The sequence below is a fragment of the Salipiger abyssi genome (genome assembly GCF_017311415.1).
GTDB lineage: Bacteria > Pseudomonadota > Alphaproteobacteria > Rhodobacterales > Rhodobacteraceae > Salipiger > Salipiger abyssi_A.
In genome coordinates, this window is record NZ_JAEKIS010000001.1 from 146,239 (window position 1) to 167,941 (window position 21,703).

Below are 21,703 nucleotides of genomic sequence, written 5' to 3' on the forward strand. Positions count from 1 at the left end.
TTGCGGCCAAGGTATGCGCGGCGCGGGCCAAGGTAAACCGGCTGTCGCGCAAAAGCCGATTGCGCCGGTCGCGCTTTTGCCTATCCTGCGCGCAGGCCCGCCGGCAGGGGGCCGCCCGGTCCGCGGAAAGCGCCCGCACCTGCCTTTCGGATTTTCGATGAAAATTCGGTTCCCTTCGCCCGGCTTAGCGGACCATCGGGCGGTCACAGAGGTAACCGACCATGTCCGAGATCTCTCTCGATTCGCTGCGTTTCGACGCCAAACGCCTGCAACGCGGGTTCGAATCCGGCGCGCCCTGGGCGCTGGAGCGGCTGCGCGTGTATCCGCCGCGCGCCACGCTGTCCGGCCTGAAGCGCGCCGATTTCCTGCAAGTGGTGGCGCGCGAGAACGGATTCGAAAGCTGGCCGCGGCTGAAGCTCGCCGCCGAGACCCAGGGGCTCGACCGCGCCGCAAGCGTGCAGCGGCTGAAAGTGGCGCTGTTTCAGGGTCAGACGCGCGTTGCGGCGCAATTGCTGGAAGACACCCCCGATCTTGCCGACGGGCTCTTTGGCCTGCAATGCGCGCTCTATCGACGCGAGGCGGTGGCGGCGGCACTGGCGGAAAATCCCGCGCTGGCGGTCGCCCGGCACGGCCCGCGCAGCCCGATCCTGCATCTGGCCTTCTCGCGCTGGATCCACGAGCGCCCCGGGCTGGAGGCGGATATGCTGGCGGTGGCCGAACTGCTGCTGGCCCATGGCGCCGATGTGAATGACGGCTATCCGCATCGCGAGGGTGAGGCGCATCTGCTCTCGGCGCTCTATGGGGCGATCGCGGCGGACAATATGCCCATGGTGCGCTGGCTGCTGGAGCAGGGCGCCGATCCCGATGACGGCGAGTCGCTCTATCACGCCACCGAGCTCGGCCATCACGAAGGCCTGCGGATGCTGCTGGCGCATGGCGCCGATCCGGCGGGCACCAATGCTCTGCTGCGGGCGCTGGATTTCAACGATCACGCGGCGGTTGAGATGCTGATCGCCCGTGGCGCGCGGGTCGATGAGTTCAATGCCGAGGAGGTGGGCGGTGAGGCGCCCTGGGTGATCCCGGCGCTGTTCCAGGCGGCCCGGCGCGGCTGCGACCGGCGCATGGTCGCGCTGCTGCTCGAGGCCGGAGCCGATCCGCGCGGGCAGTGGCAGTGGATGACGCCTTATGCCTATGCCCGGGTTTATGGCAGCCGGGCGGTGGCGGACGCTATGGAGGCGCGGGGTGTCGCGACGCCGCTCACGCGTGAGGAGGCGCTTCTGGCGCGCGCGGCGGAGGGGCTGGAAAGCCCCGGCGAGTATCTCGACCCCGCGGCGATCCCGCCCGCCTGCCGCGATATCCTGCGCGAGATCGCCGACAGCGCGGCGCATCTGCCGCAGATCCGCGCGCTGGTGGCGCTGGGCGTGCCCTATGACGCGCCGGGGCCGCAGGACGGGGTGACGCCGGTGCAGTCCGCCGGCTGGGCCGGCAGCCCGGAGGTGATGGGCTATTTCCTGAGCTTGCGTCCGGATCTGTCGCATATCAACGGCTACGGCGGCACGCTGCTCTCGACCATCCTGCACGGCTCGGAAAACGCGCCTCAGCGCGACGGGTGCGATCATATCGCCTGTCTCGAACTGGCGCTGCGGGCCGGGGTGGCGCTGCCGCGCGCGGCGCTTCGCGGGGCAGGGCGTGCGGATGTGGCGGCGTTCCTGCGGGGCTGGGCCGAGGCGCATCCGGGGCAGGTGGTCTGACCCTGTGTGCCGGGCCGGTCATTTCCCTTTCTGCCGCCGCCGGTTCTGCGTATCATCGCGGACAAGGTCATTGGTTGTGAGGGATTGGGTATGCGTCTCAGGGGCGTCCGGCGGAGCCGCAATATCGAGGACCGGCGCGGTGCCGGGGGAGGCGGGAAAGCCTCCTTCGGCGGTGTCGCGCTGCTGCTTGTGCTGGCCATCGGCTATTTCGCGGGGGTCGATGTCACGCCGCTGCTCGACAGCGCGACCCGGCAGCCGGGCACAGCGCGCGAACCCACAGCCGAGGAGGAGCGTGCTGCGGAGTTTTCGGCGCAGGTTCTCGCCACGACCGAAGAGGTCTGGGGGCGGATCTTCGAAGAACAGCTGGGCCGCAGCTATACGCCGCCGGTGCTGGTGCTGTTTCTGGGTCAGACCTCATCGCCCTGCGGCGGCGCCAGCGGCGCGACCGGGCCGTTCTACTGCCCCGCCGACCGCAAGGCCTATCTCGATACCGAGTTTTTTGCCACGCTGTCACAGCAGCTCGGCGCGCGCGGCGATTTCGCGGCGGCCTATGTGATTGCGCATGAGGTGGCGCATCACGTCCAGAACGAGCTGGGCATCCTCGGGCAGGTCAACGAGGCGCGGCAGGCGGTGGGCCAGGTGCAGGCCAACGCGCTGACGGTGCGGCTGGAATTGCAGGCGGATTGCCTCGCCGGGGTCTGGGCCACCCATGTGGACGGCTTGCTGGAGCCCGGCGATATCGAGGAGGCGCTGAACGCGGCGCGGATGATCGGCGACGATCATTTGCAGCGCCGCGCCGGCCGGGTGCCGCAGCCGCACAGCTTTACCCACGGCACTTCGGAGCAGCGCGAGAGCTGGTTCGCGCGCGGCTACGAAGCCGGCGATCCCGGTGCCTGCGACAGTTTCGCGGCGGACCGGCTCTGAGATGATCGTGCATGCGCTTCCCGTTGCAGGCGGCATCCTCGCCATCGCGCCACTGCCGGGGCTGGAAGGCGACTACGCGGGGGACATGGCGCATCTCGACGAATGGCGCCCGGCCATGGTCATCTCGCTGGCTACCAGGGCCGAACTGGAAGCGGTTGGCGCGCAGGAGATCGGCCAGCATGTGCAGGAGCATGGCGCGCGCTGGGCGCATCTGCCGATTGCCGATTTCGGAACGCCCGACGAGCCGCTTCTGGCGCTTTGGCCGGAACTCAGTCGATTTGCGCGCCGCGCGCTCTCGGGTGGCGGGCGCGTCCTGGTGCATTGCCGGGGCGGGTGCGGACGCTCGGGTATGGTTGCGCTGCGGCTGATGATCGAGGCAGGGGAGGCGGGCGACGAGGCGCTGGCGCGGTTACGCGCGGTACGGCCCTGTGCGGTGGAGACGAGAGCCCAGATGCGCTGGGCGATGGCGGGACGGCGCGAGGCGGCACAGTTTCTGCGGCACGAGGACTGAAAAAATTCGTACGAATTTTTTCGTTCAAAGATTTTTCGTACGAAAAATCTTTGTTTTCCCCACCCGCGTTCTCGCGAAGGCCATCACGAAATTGCGGGGAAAGAGGTGAGAGGCTGGACAACGACCCAAGCGGGGCTCGTTACGGCTGCTTCCTTCCGGACCTGACCGGGTTGGCGAGGCGCCTGCCCGCGCCAACCTCTCAAGAGCGCAGATAATGCCGCGGCGACGGATTCGCAACCCCGGCGTCTTTGCCTGATGTCAGAGCGCGATGCGGAACCGCGCAAAGCCCTCCGGCGTGTCGCCCGCATCCTCGAGATCCAGCGCCTGCATGTCCTCGACATAACCGCGCGCCGCCGGGCCGGTCTCGAACAGCACGGTGGTGCCTGGCATCGGGGCAAAGCGCCAGTTGTCGTCGGCGCTCGGGTTGATGGTGCCCTGCTCGACGATATAGCGCACGATCACGTCGCGGTTGGTGTCCGGCCCCTCGAAGATCACCGTATCGCCGGTGCCCGGGAAGCTGCCGCCGCCGGAGGCGCGATAATTGTTGGTGGCGATGATGAATTCCATCTCGTCGGTCACCGGCGCACCGTCATGGCGCAGATCGACGATCCGCTGCGCCTCCGGTGCCGCCAGTTCGCCGCCGGAGGTGAAACGCGACGGTTGCGACAGGTCGATCCGGTAGCTGACGCCGTCGATCACGTCGAAATTGTAGCTCGGGAAATCCGGGTTCAGCAGCACCGCGTCCTGCGATCCGGGCGCGATCCGGTTGAACATGCCCGCCGAGCGCTCCAGCCAGCCGCGCAGCTGTGCGCCGGTCACCTTCACCGCGCGCACGGTGTTGGGGTAGAGGTAGAGATCGGCCACGTTCTTGATCGCCACATCGCCGGCGGGCACATCGGTGTAATACTCCGGCCCGCCGCGTCCGCCGGCCTTGAACGGTGCCGCCGCCGAGAGGATGGGCAGCCCCTCGTAGTCCGTGCCCTTCATCATCTGCGCGATATACCATTGCTGTGCGTTCGAGACGATCTGTACCGAAGGATCGTCGGCCACCAGCGCGAAATAGGAATAGAGCGGTGCCGAGGTCTTGCCCACGGCGCGGCGCACATAGGCCAGCGTCTCCTCATGCGCCTGCGCGACCGAGGCCAGAACCGCGGGGTCGTCCTCGACCAGCGCGGTGACCGAGCGGTCTTCGTTGCGCTGCGCGATGGGGCGCGCCTCGGAACTGGTCGAGACCACGCGCCATTCATTGCCGTCGCGTTCCAGCAGCAGGTCGATCAGCCCCATATGCGAGCCCCAGAAACCGCCCATCACCGCCGGTTTGCCGTGGATCGTGCCGGCGCCAGCATCGACGCCCGCGTAATCCGCATAGGTCGGCGAGGGGAAAACCAGATGGCTGTGGCCGGTCATCACCGCGTCGATCCCGTCGATCCCGGCAAGCGGCACAGAGGCGTTCTCCATGCCCTCGGCATGATCCGCCGCGCCGATGCCGGAATGGCTGAGCGCGATGACCAGATCCGCGCCGTCCTCGACGATCTGCGGCACCCAGGCGCGCGCGGTCTCGACGATGTCGCGGGCCTGGACATTGCCTTCGAGATGCTTGCGGTCCCAGTTCATCACCTGCGGCGGGGTGAAGCCGATCACGCCGACGCGGATCGGATGGCTGTTGCCGGCGCCGTCGGTCAGCACGCGGTCGAGAATGACATAAGGTTTGAAGAGCGTCTTGTCGGCGCGCGGACCGGCGCCGGCCGCGGTCGCGATATTGGCCAGAACGACGGGGAATTCGGCGCCAGCGGCGGATTTCATCAGAAAATCCAGCCCGTAGTTGAATTCGTGGTTGCCGATCGTGCCGGCGTCGAATCCGACCGTGTTCATCGCGGTGATGACCGGATGGGCGTCGCCCTCCTTCATGCCGCGCTCATAGGCGATGTAATCGCCCATCGGATTGCCCTGAAGGAAATCGCCATTGTCGAACAGCATCGCATTGGTCGCCTCGGCGCGGATGCCCCGGATGATCGACGCGGTGCGCGACAGCCCGACCGTATCGACCGGTTTGTCGGCGTAATAATCGTAGGGATAGACATGCACATGCAGGTCCGTGGTTTCCATGATCCGGAGATGGGCCTGGTTCGGCGCGGCATTCGCCGAATAGGGATGAAGTGCGATCAATGCGGAGCCTGCGGCTGTGCCCGCCAGAAAGGACCGGCGGGAGAGGTCGGATGTGCGGGGCCGGGACATGATTGCGCTCCTTCGCTGAGAGTCGATTCGTGCGTAAACCAGTTTCCCAACATCCCCACGACATGAGGAAAGAAAAAACGACGCCGTTCAACCTTTGGGAGAGGCTTCCGTTGCGGCAGCGCACGCGCCGAATCCGGTTTGCCACGCGGCGGCTGTCGTGGCATGCCGGGTTGGGCGGTGCGAGGGAGCGGTGACGATGCGACATGCGGAAGAGGTGACCTTTGGCGGTTCGGGGCTCGACCGTGCCGCGGAGCTGAGGGGCGATATCCCGGCTATGGCCGCGCTGATGCAGGCCGAGAGCAGCCGCACCCTGGCGCTCTGGCGAGGCAAGCTGCTGGTGGCGGGGGAGGCGGCAGAGCCCTGTCGCCTGCCGCTCGATCATCCGGTGCTGCGCGAGGCGCGTGCCGCGCCGCTGTTTCTGGGCCGCGAGGGCGAGGCCGCGATCTTTGCGCATGATCTTTCGGCCTGGGAGCCGGAGGCAGCAGGCGATGCCGAGGGCGGCTTTCTCGATCAGAGCGAACAGCATCACCCGGCCTGCGCCCCGGAAGAGCGTTTCGTCGAGCTGCGCACGCTGCTCACCCGGCTCACGCCACGCGCCGCCGAGCTTGGGGCGACGGCGCGCGCGCTTTTCTCCTGGCATGCGAGCCACGGCTTCTGTGCCCGCTGCGGCGCCGCGAGCGATGTGTTCATGGCGGGCTGGCAGCGGATCTGCCCCTCCTGCGGCGCGCAGCATTTCCCGCGCACCGATCCGGTGGTGATCATGCTTGTCACGCGTGGCAATGCCTGCCTGCTGGGGCGTTCGCATGGCTGGCCGGAGGGGATGTATTCCTGCCTCGCGGGCTTTGTCGAACCGGGCGAGACGCTGGAGGCGGCGGTGCGTCGCGAGGTCTTTGAGGAGAGCGGCGTGCGCGTCGGCGCGGTGCGCTATCTCGCCAGCCAGCCATGGCCGTTTCCCGCCTCTCTGATGATCGGCTGCCACGGCGAGGCCGAGAGCGAGCGGATCGAGATCGACCCGGGCGAGATCGAAGAGGCGCGCTGGGTCAGCCGCGAGGAGCTGGCGGAGGCCTTTGCCGGCGCCGTGCCCGAGATCAAGCCGGCGCGAAAGGGCTCCATTGCGCATTTTCTGCTGCGCAACTGGCTTGCGGACCGGCTGGCTTGACGCGACACTGCGTGCAAAGACAACATCTTCGATGATGGATAAGAGGGCAGGATGCAGTTATCGACCAAGGAAGATATCGAGGCGCCGCTCGATCGGGTATTCTCCCAGGCGAGCGATTTCGAGCATCTGGAGCGTCAGGTGATGCGCCGGGGCGTCGATGTGCGGCGGGTTTCGGGCGATCCGGCGCAGCCGGCGGCTGGGATGGGCTGGCTGGCCGGGTTCCGCTTTCGCGGCAAGCCGCGCGAGGCGGAGATCGCCTTGACCGAATACGATGTGCCCAACCGGCTGTGCTACCGCACGGTGTCGGGCGGGATCGAGGCGGTGACGCAGATCGACTTCGTGGCGTTGTCGCGGTCGCGCACCCGGGTCGGCATGGAGATCGCGCTCACGCCCAAGACGCTTTCGGCGCGGGTTCTGCTGCATTCGATGAAGCTTGCCAAGGGCAATGTGGAAAAGCGTTTTCGGGTGAAGATGGCGGATTACGCCAAGGAGCTGGAGGACCGGCTGAAGCGCGAGGGGTGAGGCGGTTCGGCCGCGGTGGGCAGATTGCCCACCCTACGTTTGAGCCGTGTCATCGTCGGCCCGTGGGTTGGCGAACGGAGCCCTGAACCTCTCGGTTTATCTTGGCCAAATCCTAAAGACCTCGCCACGTTGCCTTCAGATTACCGAATCGCCAGCCCGTCACGCCAAAGGCGTGCCGATGATAAACGGCGCACCTTTGGTGCGACGGGGCCGGCTGCGGCCTCGCCCCGCGCCCTAGCTAAGCTCAAACGTAGGGTGGGCAATCTGCCCACCGCACACCCGTCTACAATGCTCCCTTAACCATCCTCCTAGAGCCGGACCACCGCCCCACCCGCCGCATCGGCATCCGCCTGATCGTGGGTCACCAGCAGAACCGGCAGCCCCTGCGCCTTTGCACGCCCGAAGACCAGCGCCCGGATCTGCCCGCGCAGCGCCGTGTCGAGGCGCGAGAATGGCTCGTCGAGCAGCAGCGCGCGCGGCTCCGCCAGAAGCATGCGCATCAGCGCCACCCGTGCCTTCTGCCCGCCCGACAGCGTCGCCGGGTCTCGCGCCGCAAACCCCGCGAGGCCGATCTCTTGCAGCGCCGCGTCGATCCGCGCCCGCCGGGCGGCGCGGCCCCGGATCTGCGGCGACAGACCGAAGGCCAGATTGCCGCCCACCGAGAGATGCGGAAACAGCAGCTCGTCCTGGAACAGGATGCCGGTGCGCCGCGCCTCGGGGGGCAGGGCGGTGATGTCGTGCCCGTCGAGCAGGATCCGGCCCTCCAGCGTGAAGCCCGGAGCCAGCGTGCCGGTGATTGCCGCCAGCAGCGTCGATTTGCCCGATCCCGACGGTCCCATCACCGTCAGCACCTCGCCTGGCGCCACGGCGGCATCGAGCGCCAGCAGCAGGCGCCGCCCGAACGAGATCCGCACATCCTCCAGCCGCAGCCCCTCAGCCATGGCGCAACCCCCGCCGGTTGCGCCAGATGAGCGCCGGCAGCAGCAGTGCCAGCGCGAAGGGCAGGAAGGCCGCCGCGGTCTGGGCAAGGGCTGTGACCCCGATCACCCGCCGCGCGCCGCCCGAGGCGAGCGCCACCGCCTCGGTGGTCAGCGTCGGCACCCGGCCGCCGCCCAGCAGCAGCGTCGGCAGGAACTGCCCGACCGAGACCGCGCAGCCGACCGCCACCGCCGTCAGCACCGGGCGCAGCAGCATCGGCAGCCGCACCCGCCAGAACACGCCTCCAGGCGAGGCGCCGAGGGCGCGGGCGACGGCGGCGTGGCGTGTGTCCCAGGCGCGGTAGGGATCGGAGAGCGACAGAAAGAGATAGGGCAGCACAAAGATCACATGCGCGGCGATCACCGCCGCTCGCGTGCCGTCGATCCCGCCGACCAGCGCGAGGATCTGGAGTCCCGGCAGAAAGGCGATCTGCGGCACGATCAGCGGCAGGTAGAGCAGCCAGAGCGCGCGCTGCGTCGGGCGCAGCCCGTGGCGCTGCTCGGCCTCCAGACAGGCGAGTACCAGCACCAGCGCGATGGTGACCGCCGGCAGTGCGATGCGCAGGGTCTCGGTCGCCGGTGCGATCAGCATGCCGCCCTGCCGCATCCAGCTTTTCAGGGTGAGCGCGTCGGGCAGCAGGGCTGGAAAGCCCCAGAACCCCGCCAGCGACCACACCGCGAGCGCAGCGAGCCCGAGAAAGACCGCCGCCGCCGAGAGCGCGCCGAGCAGCAGCGACACGCCCCGCAGCGCGCCGTCCCGCTTGCCACGCGCGCCGCTTGCGATCCGGCGCCGACCGAGCCACGCGACGACCGCCTCGCCCAGCCGCCACAGTCCCAGCGCCGCGACGGTCAGCGCCAGTTGCAGCAGCGCCCCGGCGGCGGCGCGCAGGCGCAGCGCCAGATCCGGATCGTTCATCCAGCGCAGCACCTGCACCGAGAGCGTCGGCGGCGTGTTCGGCCCGAGGATCAGCGCCACATCGACCACGCTCATGGAAAAGGCCAGCACCGCATAGACCGGCAGGCGGATCTGCGGATAGAGCCTCGGGAACACCGTCAGCAGCCAGCCGGTGCTGCGCCCGTAGCCGAGGCTGCGCGCGGTGGCGAGGCTCTGGCCCGGGCGCAGCGCCGGCAGCGCGGCGAGTGTCATCAGCAGCAGGAAGGGCACTTCCTTGACCACCAGCCCGGCGATCAGCGACAGGCCCAGCGGGTCTTGCAGGATCAGCAGATCGGGCGGGCGCTGCCAGCCGGCAAGCGGGGCGATTGCGCGGGCGATCCAGCCTGACGGCGCGATCAGGAAGGCCAGCCCGAAGGCGGCGGCGGCATGTGGCACCGAGAGCAGCGGCGACAGCGCCCGCTCCAGCCAGCGAAAGGCGCGTGTGCCCTGCCAGCCGGCGCAGATCAGCACGGTGAGCCCGAGCGCCAGCGCCGTGGCGGCGAGCCCGGTGCCGGCGCTCAGCGCCATGGCACGCGGCAGGCCGGGCCAGGCCATGAGATCGCGGAAGGGCATCAGCCCCGGCTCGATCCGCCCCAGCGCCGGCATCACCCCGAAGGCGGGCAGCAGCGTGCCAGCCAAGCCCGCAGCCACCGGGCCGAGCATCACCAGCAGCGTCAGGGCCGGGGCGAGCCGTAACACCTTACTCGGCGATCCCGTAGCGCGCCGCCCAGTCGTCCTCCAGCCGCTCCATCCAGGACGGGTGCGGCTCGGGCAGGGGGGCGCCGAGCTCGGCGGCGCTCAGCGTGGCGGGGCCGGCGGCGATGGCCTCGAAGCGGGCGCGGTCGGCCTCGTCGAGCCGCGCCATGTCGAGCACGGTGCCGAGCCCCCAGATCTCCGGATCGGCCATGCGCGCCTGCGCCTCGGGCGAGAGCAGGATATTGGCCACCACCATCGCGCCTTCCCTGGCATTGGCGTTGTAGGGGATGGCGACAAAGCTCGCATTGCCCAGCGTGCCGCCCTCATGCACATGGCTGCGCACGCTGTCCGGAAGCTGGCCGTTGGCGATGGCATTGGCGGCGGCGTTGGGGTTGAATTCGAAGCCGATGTCGATCTCGTTATCGGCCATGAGCTGAATGAGCCGCGCGCTGTTCTGCGGATAGGCCCGGCCCTGACGCCAGAGCAGCGGGGTAAGGGCGTCCATGAACTCCCAGAGCGGCGCGGTGACGGCGGCGTAATCGGCCTGCGTCACCGGCAGGGAGAGCGCGTCGCGATCCGGCGTCAGCTCGATCAGCGCCTGTTTCAGGAAGGTCGAGCCAAGGAAATCCGGCGGCTGCGGAAAGGCGAAACGGCCCGGGTTGTCCTCTGACCAGTCGAGCAGCGCCTGCATCGAGCGCGGCGGCTCGGGCAGGCGGGCGCTGTCGTGGTAGAAGACAAGCTGCGCCGTGCCCCAGGGGCTTTCCAGCCCGTCGGTGGGCACGGTGAAATCCGCCGAAAGCGCCGCGTTCTCGGGATTGGTCAGCGCGCGGTTGGGCAGCGCCTCCGCCCAGGGGCCGAAGAGCAGGCCCTGATCCTTCATCGCTGCGAAATTCTCGCCATTGATCCAGATGAGGTCGATGCCGCCGCCGATATCCTTGCCGGCGGTCTTTTCCGCCAGCACGCGGCTCACCGCCTCGGCGGTGTCGCTGAGCTTGACATGTTCCAGCGTCACGCCCCGATCCGCCGCCTGCGCGCCGATCCAGGCGATGAAGGCGTTGACCGAGTCCGAACCGCCCCAGGCGTTCCAGTAGACGGTCTGGCCCTGCGCCGCCTCGCGCACCGCCTGCCAGTCGGCGGGATCGGGGTCTGCCCAGGCGGGCAGGGCGAGCGTGGCGGCCAGTGTTGCGGCCAGTGTTGCGGTGGCGATGACGGATTTCATTGGCGGGTCTCCCTGAGCCGGCTTTTGCCGGTATTTCCGATGCTTATGGCAAGCGCCCCGGGCGCCGGTCAAATGACATTCCGGTGGGGAAGGTTACAGGCTTTGGCTTGTTTCGGCAGGGGGTCGCGCCTAGGTCTCTGAGGCAACAGATATGGAGATCCGCATGTGGGAAGAGCGCTACAATACCGAGGATTACGTATTCGGGCGCGAGCCGGCGGCCTTCCTGCGCCGGCACGAAAGCTGGCTGAAGCGAGGAGAGTTCGCGCTGTCCGTGGCCGATGGCGAGGGGCGCAACTCGGTGTTCCTGGCGGAAAAGGGCCTGAAGGTGATCGCCTGGGACGGGGCGCCCACGGCGGTCGAGAAGGCGCGGGCGCTGGCGCATGAGCGCGGGGTCGCGGTGGCCTATGAGGTGGCCGATATCGAGGACTGGGCCTGGCCCGAGGCGCGGTTCGATCTGGTGCTGGGTGTGTTCATCCAGTTTGTCGGCCCCGAGGCGCGGGCGCGACTTTTCGAGCGGATGAAACGCGCGGTGAAACCCGGCGGGGTGCTGATGCTGCATGGCTATACGCCGAAACAGCTCGACCATGGCACGGGCGGGCCGAAGGCGGTGGAGAACCTCTATACGCCCGAGCTGCTGCGCGAGGCCTTTGGCGATCTGGAGATCCGCGAGCTCGAAGCCTATGAGGCAGAGCTCGACGAGGGCGGCGGCCATGTCGGGCGCTCGGCGCTGATCGACCTCGTGGCGGTGAAGCCTTTGTCGTGACGGCGGGGGCGGCCAAGACCCTTCGAAGGGTCTTGCAAATTCCTTCGAAGGAATTTGCTCAGGCGCGGGCGGGAAACAGCCCGCGCAACCCCTCTGGCAGCGCATCGCGGCGCAGCGCGCCCAGCACCGGCGCGCCGTCGAACGCCTCGCCGTCTGTGTAGACCGAGGGCGTCACCAGCACCTCCAGCCCCGCGCCGCGCCGCGCGCCGAGAGTACGCCGTTACGGCTGTCCTCCAACGCCAGCGCGCGGCTCGCGGGCAGACCCAGCCGGTGCAGCGCCAGCAGGTAGACATCCGGCGCCGGTTTCTTCGCCGCCACCTCGTCGCCCGCCGCGATCACGTCGAAGACGGCATCGCCCGGGCTGCCCCATCAGCACTGACAGAGCGCCTTGACATTCGGCCGGCTGGTGGTGGTGGCCACCGCAATCCTCAGCTCTGCCGCCCGCGCTGCATCGATCAGTTCGGCCACACCCTCGCGCAGGCGCAGCCCGCCGGTTTGCAGGATCTGCACATAGCGCCGTGTCTTGGCCGCGTGCAGGGCGGCGACATCGGGCACGGTCTCCCCGGTCTCAGCCAGCCAGGCGCGGATGCGCTCCTTGCCGCCGGTGGTGCCCAGCAGGCGCCGGTATGCCTCCCGCGTCCAGTGCCAGCCCAGCCCTTCCGCGGCGAAGGTTTCGTTAAAGGCCTGCCGGTGCGCCTCCTCGGTCTCGGCCAGCGTGCCGTCGACATCGAAGATGAGCGCCGCGGGCGTCATGCCTGCACGTCGGAGAAATGCCGCGCGACAAGATCCGGCAGCTGGTCGAAATGATCGAAAACATAGCTGTGGTAGAGTTCCGCCACCGGCGTCTTGCGATAGCCTTCGGTATAGAGCGCGAAGGGCAGGCCGGCGCGCTCCGCCGTCTCCGCATCGACCTCGCTGTCGCCGACATAGAGCGCCGTTTCGGCACCGAGATCGCGCATCACATGCAAAAGCGGCGCCGGATCGGGCTTGCGCCGGGGCAGGGTGTCGGCGCTGACGACCTTGCCGAGGAACCGGTCGAAGCCGAAATGCCGCAGCGCGATAGCCGTCGGTTCGCCCGGCTTGTTGGTGCAGAGCCCCATGGCGCAGCCCATCGCCTCGAGCCGCGCCAGCGCGTCCATCACGCCCGGATAGACCCGCGTATGCGCGGGCTCGCCCTCGTAATGGCTCATGAACTTCGCCAGCAGGCGGGCGTGTTCCGCCGGATCGTCGCCCAGGCCCACCGCCTCCATGACCCGGCTGATCAGCACCCCCGCGCCCTTGCCGATGAAACTGCGCGCCTGTGCAAAGCTGATCTCGGGCAGGCCTTCGTCGCGCAGCACCAGATTGGCGGCGAGATGCAGGTCGGGGGCGCTGTCGATCAGCGTGCCGTCGAGGTCGAAGACGATGGTTTTCATGGGGGCATTCACGGAGAAGATCCTTGGTGGCGGAGGTCGCGCCCCGGACCGGGAGGTCGCGGCGATGGCGCTGGAGCATGCGTATTTGGAAAGAGAAGACGCGCAGGGCGCGCGCCTCTCAGGCGGATTTCCACTTGATCGAGCATCCCATGGAGGGGATCTGCTCCTTCGGGCCATGGCCGGTCTCGGCCACCTGTTTCATCGCCTCGTAGAGATCGCGGCGCAGATCCGCCGGGCCGGCCTCGCGGCGCGAGGCGTCGAGCCGGCCGCGATATTGCAGACCGCCGCCCGCGTCGAAGCCGAAGAAATCCGGCGTGCAGGCGGCATCGTAGGCGCGCGCCACGCTCTGTGCCGCGTCATAGAGATAAGGGAAGGGAAAGCCGCGCTCCTCCGCCATGCGTGTCATGTTCTCGAAACTGTCCTGCGGATAGGCCTCGGCATCGTTGGCGGAGATCGCCACGACACCGATGCCGAGCGTTTGCAGGTCGCGCGCATCGCGGATGATCCGGTCGAGCACCGCCAGCACATAGGGGCAGTGATTGCAGATGAACATCACCAGCGTGCCCTTTGGCCCGGCGATATCCGCATAGCCGTAGCGGCGGCCATCGGTGCCGGGCAGGGAAAAGCCCGGCGCCTTCCAGCCGAAATTGCAGACGGGCGGGATCGCGGCCATGGCTCAGGCCGCCTTGGCCCGGGCGCCCTCCGCCGCCTCGCGGATGGCGCGGATGTTCTGGCCGTAGACCTCGGGCGCATCGACCGAGCCGCCCTTGAACACCGCCGAACCCGCCACCAGCACATCGGCGCCGGCCTCGACCACCAGCGGCGCGGTCTCGGGGGTGATGCCGCCATCGATCTGGATATGGATCTCGCGGTCACCGATCATCTGGCGGATCTTGCGGGTCTTCTCGATGCCGGAATGGATGAATTTCTGGCCGCCGAAACCGGGATTCACCGTCATGATCAGCACCATGTCGCAGAGATCGAGCACATCGGCCACCGCCTCCGCCGGCGTGCCCGGGTTCAGCACCACGCCGGATTTCACTCCTTGGGCGCGGATCGCCTGAAGCGTGCGGTGGATATGTGGGCCGGCCTCCACATGGGCGGTGATCATGTCGGCGCCCGCCTCGGCATAGGCCTCGATGTATTGATCCACCGGCGCGATCATCAGATGCACGTCCATGAAGGTTTTCACATGCGGGCGAAACGCCTTTACCGCCGGCGGGCCGAAGGTGAGGTTCGGGACGAAATGCCCGTCCATCACATCCACATGCACCCAGTCGGCGCCCTGCGCCTCGATGGCCCGGATCTCGGCGCCGAAATTGGCGAAATCGGCCGAGAGGATCGACGGGGCGATCTTGATGGAACGGTCAAAGCTCATGCGCGTGTCTCCTCATGCGCGCGGTCCACGTCCAGCCCGCCCTGAAAGACCCGGCTGGGGCGGATATCCGCCTCTGTAATCGTGCTCAGCGCCTTTGCGTCGAGCGGGCCGGTCGAGGTCTCGAACAGCCGGTTGGCCTGCCGCAGCCGCGCCCGGTCGAGCGCATTGCGGATGGAGCGCGCGTTGGCGAAATGCGGCTGCGCGCGCCGCTTGCCGATATACTCTTCCATCGCACGCTTGCCAGCCCCGTCAAAGACGTAATTCTGTTCGGCGAGCATGGTCTCGGAGATCCGCGCCAGCTCGTCGTCGCTGTAATCGGGAAATTCGATATGATGCGCGATGCGCGAGCGGAAACCGGGGTTGGAGTCGAAGAACCGGTCCATCCGGTCGGCATAGCCCGCCAGCACCACCACCAGATCGTCGCGATTGTTCTCCATGACCTGGAGCAGGATCTCGATGGCCTCCTGCCCGTAATCGCGTTCGTTCTCCGGGCGATAGAGGTAATAGGCCTCGTCGATGAAGAGCACGCCGCCCATGGCCTTCTTCAGCACCTCCTTGGTCTTGGGGGCGGTGTGGCCGATATACTGGCCGACCAGATCGTCGCGGGTGACGGTCACCAGATGGCCCTTGCGCACATAGCCCAGCCGATGCAGCAGATCGGCGATCTTCAGCGCCACCGTGGTCTTGCCGGTGCCGGGATTGCCGGTGAAGCTCATGTGCAGCGTGGGGGTCTCGGTGGCGAGCCCCATCTCGCGCCGCGCGCGGTCGACCAGCAGCAGCGCCGCCGTCTCCTTGATGCGCTTCTTGACCGGCGCCAGGCCGATCAGCGTCTCGTCGAGCTCGCGCAGCACCTCTTTCACGCCCGAGGCCTCGTAGGCGGCAGCAAGATCCACGGTCTGCGGCGACATCTCCTTGGGCTCGGCAGTCATGAGGGCGACCTTCCTGTCTTCCATTGGCTGAAAATATCCATACGGGGCGCTCCCCGCCCCGCGACCGGTCGGGCGGGGGCGCGAGGCCCCCGGCACCGACGTCTCAGGCGTAGCGCGCACCCTCGGGTTCGCGCATGGCGTAGCTTTCCACGGTGTAGCGGATGCTGCGGCCCTCGCCCTCCTGCCGCACCACGCGGAAGCCGGGCTCCTCGGCGGGGCGGTTCACGATGAAGCTCATGCGGATCGATTCCCAGCCCGCGGTGGCGTCGAAGGCCAGCACGCGGATATATTTCCCGCCATGCTCCTTGCGACATTCGTTGACCTCATAGACCACCGCCGCCGCGTCCGGGTTGTCGAACATCGGGTGGCCCCACATCTCCCAGTAGGAATTCCGCGGGTGCGGATCGTCGGTATATTCCACCGAGACCGCCCAGCCATTGTCGATGGCGTATTGCGCCTGCGTGCGGATGTCGTCGTCGGTGAGATCGGGCAGGAAGCTGAATTGACCTTGTCTCAGTCGCATTTTGTGTCCTTTCGCTGTCGGCATGCGCCACGGGCGCAGAGAGGGGGCGGGGGAGAGAGGCCTCTCTCCCCCGATATCGGTCAGGCGGAAACCTCTGGGGTCGGCGCGAAATCGGGCGCGTCGGTCGAGACGTAATCGAAGGTGACGTCCTTCCAGGTATCGAGCGCCTGTTTCAGCGGCGTGCAGGTGCGGGCCGCGTCGCGCAGGATGTCCTCGCCCTCGTTCCAGATGTCGCGCCCGGCATTGCGGGCAAAGACCATCGCTTCCAGCGCCACGCGGTTCGCCGTGGCCCCCGCCTGGATGCCATGCGGGTGGCCGATCGTGCCGCCGCCGAATTGCAGCACCACATCCTCGCCCAGATAGGTCAAAAGCTGGTGCATCTGGCCGGCATGGATGCCGCCCGAGGCGACCGGCATCATCTTGTTGAGCGAGGCCCAGTCCTGATCGAAGAAGATGCCGTTCTCCAGCGCCATCGGGTTAAATTCCTCGCGGAAGATATCGTAATACCCTTTGGTGGTGGCCGGATCGCCCTCGAGCTTGCCGACCACGGTGCCCGCATGCAGGTGATCGACCCCGGCAAGCCGCATCCACTTGGCGATGACCCGGAACGACACCCCGTGCGAGCGCTGGCGGGTATAGGTCGAATGGCCTGCGCGGTGCAGGTGCAGGATCATGTCATTGTCCCGCGCCCATTTCGCCATGGACTGGATCGCGGTGTAGCCGATCACCAGGTCGATCATGATGACGACCGAGCCCAGCGACTTGGCGAATTCCGCCCGCTCATACATCTCTTCCATCGTCGCGGCGGTGACGTTGAGATAGGTGCCCTTGACCTCGCCGGTGGCGGCGGAGGCGCGGTTGACCGCCTCCATGCAATAGAGGAACCGGTCGCGCCAGTGCATGAAGGGCTGGCTGTTGATGTTCTCGTCATCCTTGGTGAAATCGAGCCCGCCCTTCAGCGCCTCATAGACCACGCGGCCATAGTTGCGCCCCGAAAGCCCGAGCTTGGGCTTCACCGTGGCGCCCAGCAGTGGGCGGCCATAGGCGTTGAGCCGTTCGCGCTCCACCACGATGCCGGTGGCGGGCCCCTGAAAGGTCTTCACATAGGCGACGGGCAGGCGCATGTCCTCCAGCCGCAGCGCCTTCAGCGGCTTGAAGCCAAAGACATTGCCGATGATCGAGGCGGTCAGGTTGGCGATGGAGCCGCCTTCGAAGAGATCGAGATCATAGGCGATATAGGCAAAGAACTCGCCCTCGCTGTTCGGCACCGGATCCACCCGGTAGGCCTTGGCGCGGTACTTGTCGCAGGCGGTGAGCCGGTCGGTCCAGACCACGGTCCAGGTGGCGGTGGAGCTTTCGCCTGCCACGGCGGCGGCGGCCTCAACCGCGTCCACACCGTCCTGCGGGGTGATGCGGAACAGCGCGATGATGTCGGTGTCCTTGGGCGTGTAATCCGGCTCCCAATAGCCCATCTGGGCATATTTCATCACGCCCGCGCTATAGCGCTTCTTGGCGTCGGTGACGGTCTTGGCGTTGTCCAGCATGGTGGTTCCTCCTCTGGGGTCTGGTCAGGCCGCGTGGGCGGCGGCGATCCGGGGGGCGAGCGCACCGCTGGTATAGCGATGCGCCATTTCATCGAGCGAGATCGGTTTGATCTTGGCGGCCTGACCGGCGGTGCCGAAGCGCTCGAACCGGTCGATGCAGAGCTTTGTCAGCTCTTCCATCGCGGGGATGTTGAACTTGCGCGGATCGAATTCCTCGGGCTTTTCCTGCGCGATCCGGCGGTACTGCCCGGTCATCGCCATGCGGCAATCGGTGTCGATATTCACCTTGCGCACGCCCATGCGGATGCCCTTCTCGATCTCCTCGACGGGCACGCCATAGGTCTGCGGCATGTGCCCGCCATGGGCGTTGATGAGATCCTGCAAATACTGCGGCACCGAAGAGGAGCCGTGCATCACCAGATGTGTGTTCGGCAGTTTCTCGTGGATGCCCTGGATGGTCTTCATCGACAGGATGTCGCCATCGGGCTTGCGGGTGAACTTGTAGGCGCCGTGCGAGGTGCCGCAGGCGATGGCCAGCGCATCGCATTTGGTGGCCAGCACGAACTCCACCGCCTGATCGGGATCGGTCAGAAGCTGGTCGTGCGACAGCTTGCCCTCGGCGCCCGAGCCGTCCTCCGCCGCTGCCTCGCCGGTCTCCAGCGAGCCCAGAACCCCCAGTTCGCCCTCGACCGAGGCGCCGACCGCATGGGCGGCCTCGGTCACCCGACGGGTGATCTCGACGTTATAGTCATAGCTGGCGGGGGTCTTCATGTCCTCCTCCAGCGAGCCGTCCATCATCACCGAAGTGAAGCCATGGCGGATCGCCGAGAGGCAGGTGGCGTCGTTGTTGCCATGATCCTGATGCATCACGACGTGGTTGTCGGGATACATCTCGCACAGCGCCTCGACCATGTGGCGCAGCATCACATCGCCGGCGTATTTCCGCGCCCCGCGCGAGGCTTGCAGGATCACCGGCGCGCCGGTGGTCTTCGCGGCCTCCATGATCGCGAGGCCCTGTTCCATGTTGTTGATGTTGAAGGCCGGCACGCCGTAGCTGTTCTCGGCGGCGTGATCCAGCAATTGTCTGAGCGTTATCAGTGCCATTCTCGGTCCTCCCTCAGGCCGCTTGCTTGGGCGCGCAAAGCGCCGCGATGCCGGGCAGCGTCTTGCCGCCCGATGGTTTCAGGAATGAGATCGGTGGGAAGCGCATCAGATGAGCGCTCCCATCGCCACCGCCGTATCGGCCATGCGGTTGGAGAAGCCCCATTCGTTGTCATACCACGACAGGATGCGGACCATGCGCCCGTCCATCACCTTGGTCTGGTCCATGTGAAAGACCGAGCTGTGCGGGTTGTGGTTGAAGTCGATCGAGACGTTGGGCTCGTCGGTATAGCCGAGGATGCCGTTCAGCGGCCCGTCGGCGGCGGCGCGGATCGCGGCGTTGACCTCCTCGACGGACGTGTCTTTCGCCGCCTCGAACACCAGATCCACCACCGAGACATTCGGCGTCGGCACCCGGATCGCCACACCGTCGAGCTTGCCGTTCAACTCCGGCAGGACGAGCCCCACGGCCTTGGCCGCACCCGTGCTGGTGGGGATCATCGACAGGGCAGCGGCGCGGGCGCGGTAGAGATCCTTGTGCGTCGTGTCCAGCGTCGGCTGGTCGCCGGTATAGCTGTGGATCGTGGTCATGAAGCCCTTTTCGATGCCGATGGCGTCGTTCAGCGCCTTGGCCACGGGCGACAGGCAATTGGTGGTGCAGGAGGCGTTGGAGACGACCTTGTCCGCCGCCGTCAGCGTGCCGTGGTTGACGCCGAAGACGATGGTCTTGTCGGCGCCCGAGGCAGGGGCGGAGACCAGAACGCGGCTGGAGCCGTTCTCCAGATGCAGCGCCGCCTTGTCGCGGTCGGTGAAGATGCCGGTGCATTCCAGAGCGATATCCACATCGCCCCAGGGCAGTTCGCGCGGATCGCGCAGCGCGGTCACCTTGATCGGACCGCGACCCAGGTCGATGCTGTCGCCCGACACCGTGACCTCGCCGGGAAAGCGCCCGTGTACCGAGTCGTAGCGCAGCAGATGGGCGTTGGTCTCGACCGGGCCGAGATCGTTGATGGCAATGACCTCGATATCGCTGCGGCCCGATTCCGCGATGGCGCGGAGCACATTTCGCCCGATACGGCCAAAGCCGTTTATCGCAACCGTGACAGTCATGGATGTCCCTTTGTTCTTTTATTTCATGTCTTTGGCGAGGCCGGCCACGGCCTCTGCGGTGATGCCGAAATGGCGGTAGAGATCGGGCGCAGGCGCCGAGGCGCCAAAGCCCGTCATGCCGACAAAGCCGTCCTCTTGGCGCAGCATGAGATCCCAGCCCTGCCGGATCGCGGCCTCGATGCCGATGCGCGGGGCAATGCCCAGCACTTCGGCGCGATAGGCCGGGTTCTGCTGCGCGAAGAGTTCGAAACAGGGGGCGGAGACCACGGCGGCTTTGATCCCGTCGTCCTCCAGCAGATCGGCGGCGGCCATTGCGATTTCCACCTCCGAGCCGGTGGCGATCAGCGTCACGTCGCGGGCACCGGGATCGCGCAGCAGATAGGCGCCGCGCGCGGTCAGGTTGGCCTCGGTGTGGCGCGTGCGCAGCGTGGGCAGCCCCTGCCGCGACAGCGCCAGCGTCGAGGGGGTGGCCTCCTGCGTCATGGCGATCTGCCAGGCCTCGGCGGTCTCCACCGCGTCGGCGGGGCGGAAGACCAGGTGGTTGGGCATGGCGCGCAGGGACGCGATGGTCTCGACCGGCTGGTGGGTCGGGCCGTCCTCGCCGAGCCCGATGCTGTCATGGGTCATAACATAGACCACCGCCACGCCCATCAGGGAGCTGAGGCGCATCGCGGGCCGGCAGTAATCGGCAAAGGCCAGGAAGGTGCCGCCATAGGGCTTCAGGCCCCCGTGCAGTGCGATGCCGTTCATCGCCGCCGCCATGCCATGCTCGCGGATGCCGTAATGGATGTAGCTCCCGGCGTAATCTCCTGTCTTCACAGGGGTTTGGCCCTTTGTCTTCGTGTTGTTCGAGCCGGTCAGATCCGCCGAGCCGCCGACCGTGTTGGGCAGGGTGCCGTTGACGATATCCAGCGCCATTTCGCTGGCCTTGCGGGTGGCGACCTTGGGCCGGTCCTCGGAGAGCCGGTGCTTGTACGCGCAGATCGCGGCATCGAGCGCCTTGGCATCGACGGCGCCATGCGCGGCGCGAAACGCCTCCGCCTTCGGGCTCGCCGCCAGCCGCCTGGCCCATCCGGCGCGGGCCTCGGCGCCGCGCGCCGCCACCGCGCGCCACCCGTCCCGGACCTGATCCGGGACCTCAAAGGGCGGCCAGCTCCACCCCAGCGCCTCGCGGGCCGCGGCAATCTCGTCCTCGCCCAGCGGCGCGCCATGCACATCGTGGCTGCCCTGCTTGTTGGGCGCGCCGAAGCCGATCACCGTCTTGCAGGCGATCATCGACGGGCGATCGCTGGCGCGCGCCGTCTCGATGGCGGCGGCGACCGCCTCCTTGTCATGCCCATCAACGGCCTGCACATGCCAGCCGGCGGCGGCAAAGCGCGCCTGCTGGTCGGTGGAGGTGGAAAGCTCCGTGCCGCCGTCGATGGTGATACCGTTATCGTCCCAGAGCACGATCAGGCGGGAGAGTTTCAGGTGTCCGGCAAAGTCGATGGCCTCATGGCTGATGCCCTCCATCAGACAGCCGTCGCCGGCGATCACATAGGTGAAGTGATCGACGAGATCGGTGCCGAACCGCGCGTTCATCATGCGCTCGGCCAGCGCCATGCCGACGGCGGTGGAGATGCCCTGACCGAGCGGCCCGGTGGTGGTCTCGATCCCCTTGGCGTGGCCGTATTCCGGATGACCGGCGGTGCGGCTCCCGAGCTGGCGGAAGCGCTTGAGCTGCTCCATCGGCATGTCGTCATAGCCCAGCAGGTGGTTGATCGCATAGACCAGCATCGAGCCATGGCCCGCGCTCATCACGAACCGGTCGCGGTCGGGCCAGTTGTCGTGTTTCGGATCGACCGTCATGAAGCGGTTGAAAAGCACGGTGGCGACATCCGCCATGCCCATGGGCGCGCCGGGATGGCCGGAATTCGCGGCCTGCACCGCGTCCATGGCGAGCGCGCGGATGGCATTGGCCATGAGGTCTTCGGTGGTCGAGGCGATGGGTTGCTGAATGGTCATGATGCTCT

19 protein-coding genes, 1 other RNA gene and 1 pseudogene are annotated in these 21,703 nt (G+C 67.4%); 6 read left to right on the top strand and 15 right to left on the bottom strand.

Annotation, left to right across the window (positions count from 1 at the left end; translation table 11 throughout):
• Positions 1 to 221: 221 nt before the first annotated feature.
• The 3 genes from I6N89_RS00745 (at position 222) to I6N89_RS00755 (ending at position 3,186) form a co-directional block, all read left to right on the top strand.
• Positions 222 to 1,751 carry an ankyrin repeat domain-containing protein gene (locus tag I6N89_RS00745; RefSeq protein WP_207016326.1) on the top strand — a complete coding sequence of 510 codons (1,530 nt, stop codon included), beginning with the start codon at positions 222 to 224 and terminating at the stop codon, positions 1,749 to 1,751.
• A 90-nt stretch (positions 1,752 to 1,841) separates the two neighbouring features.
• On the top strand, positions 1,842 to 2,675 hold the full coding sequence (locus tag I6N89_RS00750; RefSeq protein WP_207016327.1) for a neutral zinc metallopeptidase: 834 nt from the start codon (positions 1,842 to 1,844) through the stop codon (positions 2,673 to 2,675).
• A 1-nt stretch (position 2,676) separates the two neighbouring features.
• Entirely contained in the window at positions 2,677 to 3,186 is a 510-nt protein-coding gene (locus I6N89_RS00755) for a dual specificity protein phosphatase family protein (protein ID WP_207016328.1), read from the top strand.
• Between the two features lie 103 nt (positions 3,187 to 3,289).
• Here I6N89_RS00755 and ffs read toward each other — a convergent pair.
• An RNA gene (ffs, locus tag I6N89_RS00760) (signal recognition particle sRNA small type) lies at positions 3,290 to 3,388 on the bottom strand.
• Positions 3,389 to 3,444: 56 nt separating this feature from the next.
• Complete coding sequence (locus I6N89_RS00765) at positions 3,445 to 5,421, bottom strand: bifunctional 2',3'-cyclic-nucleotide 2'-phosphodiesterase/3'-nucleotidase (protein WP_207016329.1); 1,977 nt, start codon at positions 5,419 to 5,421, stop codon at positions 3,445 to 3,447.
• A gap of 196 nt (positions 5,422 to 5,617) precedes the next feature.
• Here I6N89_RS00765 and nudC point away from each other — a divergent pair, with 196 nt between their 5' ends.
• Complete coding sequence (nudC, locus tag I6N89_RS00770; protein WP_207016330.1) at positions 5,618 to 6,580, top strand: NAD(+) diphosphatase; 963 nt, start codon at positions 5,618 to 5,620, stop codon at positions 6,578 to 6,580.
• Between the two features lie 51 nt (positions 6,581 to 6,631).
• Positions 6,632 to 7,102: an SRPBCC family protein gene (locus I6N89_RS00775; RefSeq protein WP_207016331.1), complete on the top strand. Its 471-nt coding sequence runs from the start codon at positions 6,632 to 6,634 to the stop codon at positions 7,100 to 7,102.
• A 308-nt stretch (positions 7,103 to 7,410) separates the two neighbouring features.
• Here the strand turns inward: I6N89_RS00775 and I6N89_RS00780 are convergent, their stop codons facing one another.
• From I6N89_RS00780 to I6N89_RS00790, 3 genes are read right to left on the bottom strand one after another with little or no spacing between them, the layout of a single operon-like run.
• On the bottom strand, positions 7,411 to 8,043 hold the full coding sequence (locus I6N89_RS00780; protein WP_207016332.1) for an ATP-binding cassette domain-containing protein: 633 nt from the start codon (positions 8,041 to 8,043) through the stop codon (positions 7,411 to 7,413).
• Positions 8,036 to 9,676: an ABC transporter permease gene (locus tag I6N89_RS00785; RefSeq protein ID WP_207016781.1), complete on the bottom strand. Its 1,641-nt coding sequence runs from the start codon at positions 9,674 to 9,676 to the stop codon at positions 8,036 to 8,038. Before I6N89_RS00785 ends, I6N89_RS00780 begins: the two co-directional genes overlap by 8 nt.
• Before the next feature lie 37 nt (positions 9,677 to 9,713).
• Positions 9,714 to 10,928, bottom strand: a complete 1,215-nt coding sequence (locus I6N89_RS00790; protein WP_207016333.1) for an ABC transporter substrate-binding protein — start codon at positions 10,926 to 10,928, stop codon at positions 9,714 to 9,716.
• A gap of 163 nt (positions 10,929 to 11,091) precedes the next feature.
• On the opposite strand from I6N89_RS00790, the gene I6N89_RS00795 reads away from it, so the two are divergent.
• Positions 11,092 to 11,691, top strand: coding sequence for an SAM-dependent methyltransferase (locus I6N89_RS00795; protein WP_207016782.1), 600 nt, complete (start codon positions 11,092 to 11,094; stop codon positions 11,689 to 11,691).
• Positions 11,692 to 11,862: 171 nt separating this feature from the next.
• Here the strand turns inward: I6N89_RS00795 and I6N89_RS00800 are convergent.
• The 10 genes and pseudogenes from I6N89_RS00800 to tkt form a co-directional block, all read right to left on the bottom strand.
• Positions 11,863 to 12,444: pseudogene (locus I6N89_RS00800) on the bottom strand (HAD-IA family hydrolase).
• A complete protein-coding gene (gene gph, locus I6N89_RS00805; protein WP_207016334.1) occupies positions 12,441 to 13,106 on the bottom strand; it encodes a phosphoglycolate phosphatase in 666 nt (221 codons plus the stop codon). The pseudogene I6N89_RS00800 and the gene gph overlap by 4 nt, the downstream one beginning before the upstream one ends.
• 118 nt (positions 13,107 to 13,224) lie before the next feature.
• Positions 13,225 to 13,779, bottom strand: coding sequence for a thioredoxin family protein (locus I6N89_RS00810; protein WP_207016335.1), 555 nt, complete (start codon positions 13,777 to 13,779; stop codon positions 13,225 to 13,227).
• Between the two features lie 3 nt (positions 13,780 to 13,782).
• On the bottom strand, positions 13,783 to 14,484 hold the full coding sequence (rpe, locus tag I6N89_RS00815) for a ribulose-phosphate 3-epimerase (protein WP_207016336.1): 702 nt from the start codon (positions 14,482 to 14,484) through the stop codon (positions 13,783 to 13,785).
• The gene (gene cbbX / locus I6N89_RS00820) at positions 14,481 to 15,413 is read right to left on the bottom strand and encodes a CbbX protein (protein WP_207016337.1); all 933 of its coding nucleotides are present in this window, start codon (positions 15,411 to 15,413) and stop codon (positions 14,481 to 14,483) included. The genes rpe and cbbX overlap by 4 nt, the downstream gene beginning before the upstream one ends.
• Positions 15,414 to 15,516: 103 nt before the next feature.
• Entirely contained in the window at positions 15,517 to 15,936 is a 420-nt protein-coding gene (locus I6N89_RS00825; RefSeq protein WP_207016338.1) for a ribulose bisphosphate carboxylase small subunit, read from the bottom strand.
• Positions 15,937 to 16,016: 80 nt separating this feature from the next.
• Positions 16,017 to 17,480, bottom strand: coding sequence for a form I ribulose bisphosphate carboxylase large subunit (locus I6N89_RS00830; RefSeq protein WP_207016339.1), 1,464 nt, complete (start codon positions 17,478 to 17,480; stop codon positions 16,017 to 16,019).
• 24 nt (positions 17,481 to 17,504) lie between these two features.
• Entirely contained in the window at positions 17,505 to 18,584 is a 1,080-nt protein-coding gene (gene fba, locus I6N89_RS00835; protein ID WP_207016340.1) for a class II fructose-bisphosphate aldolase, read from the bottom strand.
• 105 nt (positions 18,585 to 18,689) lie between these two features.
• Positions 18,690 to 19,691 (bottom strand): type I glyceraldehyde-3-phosphate dehydrogenase, encoded by a 1,002-nt coding sequence (gap, locus tag I6N89_RS00840; RefSeq protein WP_207016341.1) that lies wholly within the window; start codon positions 19,689 to 19,691, stop codon positions 18,690 to 18,692.
• An 18-nt stretch (positions 19,692 to 19,709) separates the two neighbouring features.
• Positions 19,710 to 21,695, bottom strand: a complete 1,986-nt coding sequence (tkt, locus tag I6N89_RS00845) for a transketolase (protein WP_207016342.1) — start codon at positions 21,693 to 21,695, stop codon at positions 19,710 to 19,712.
• Between the last annotated feature and the right edge of the window lie 8 nt (positions 21,696 to 21,703).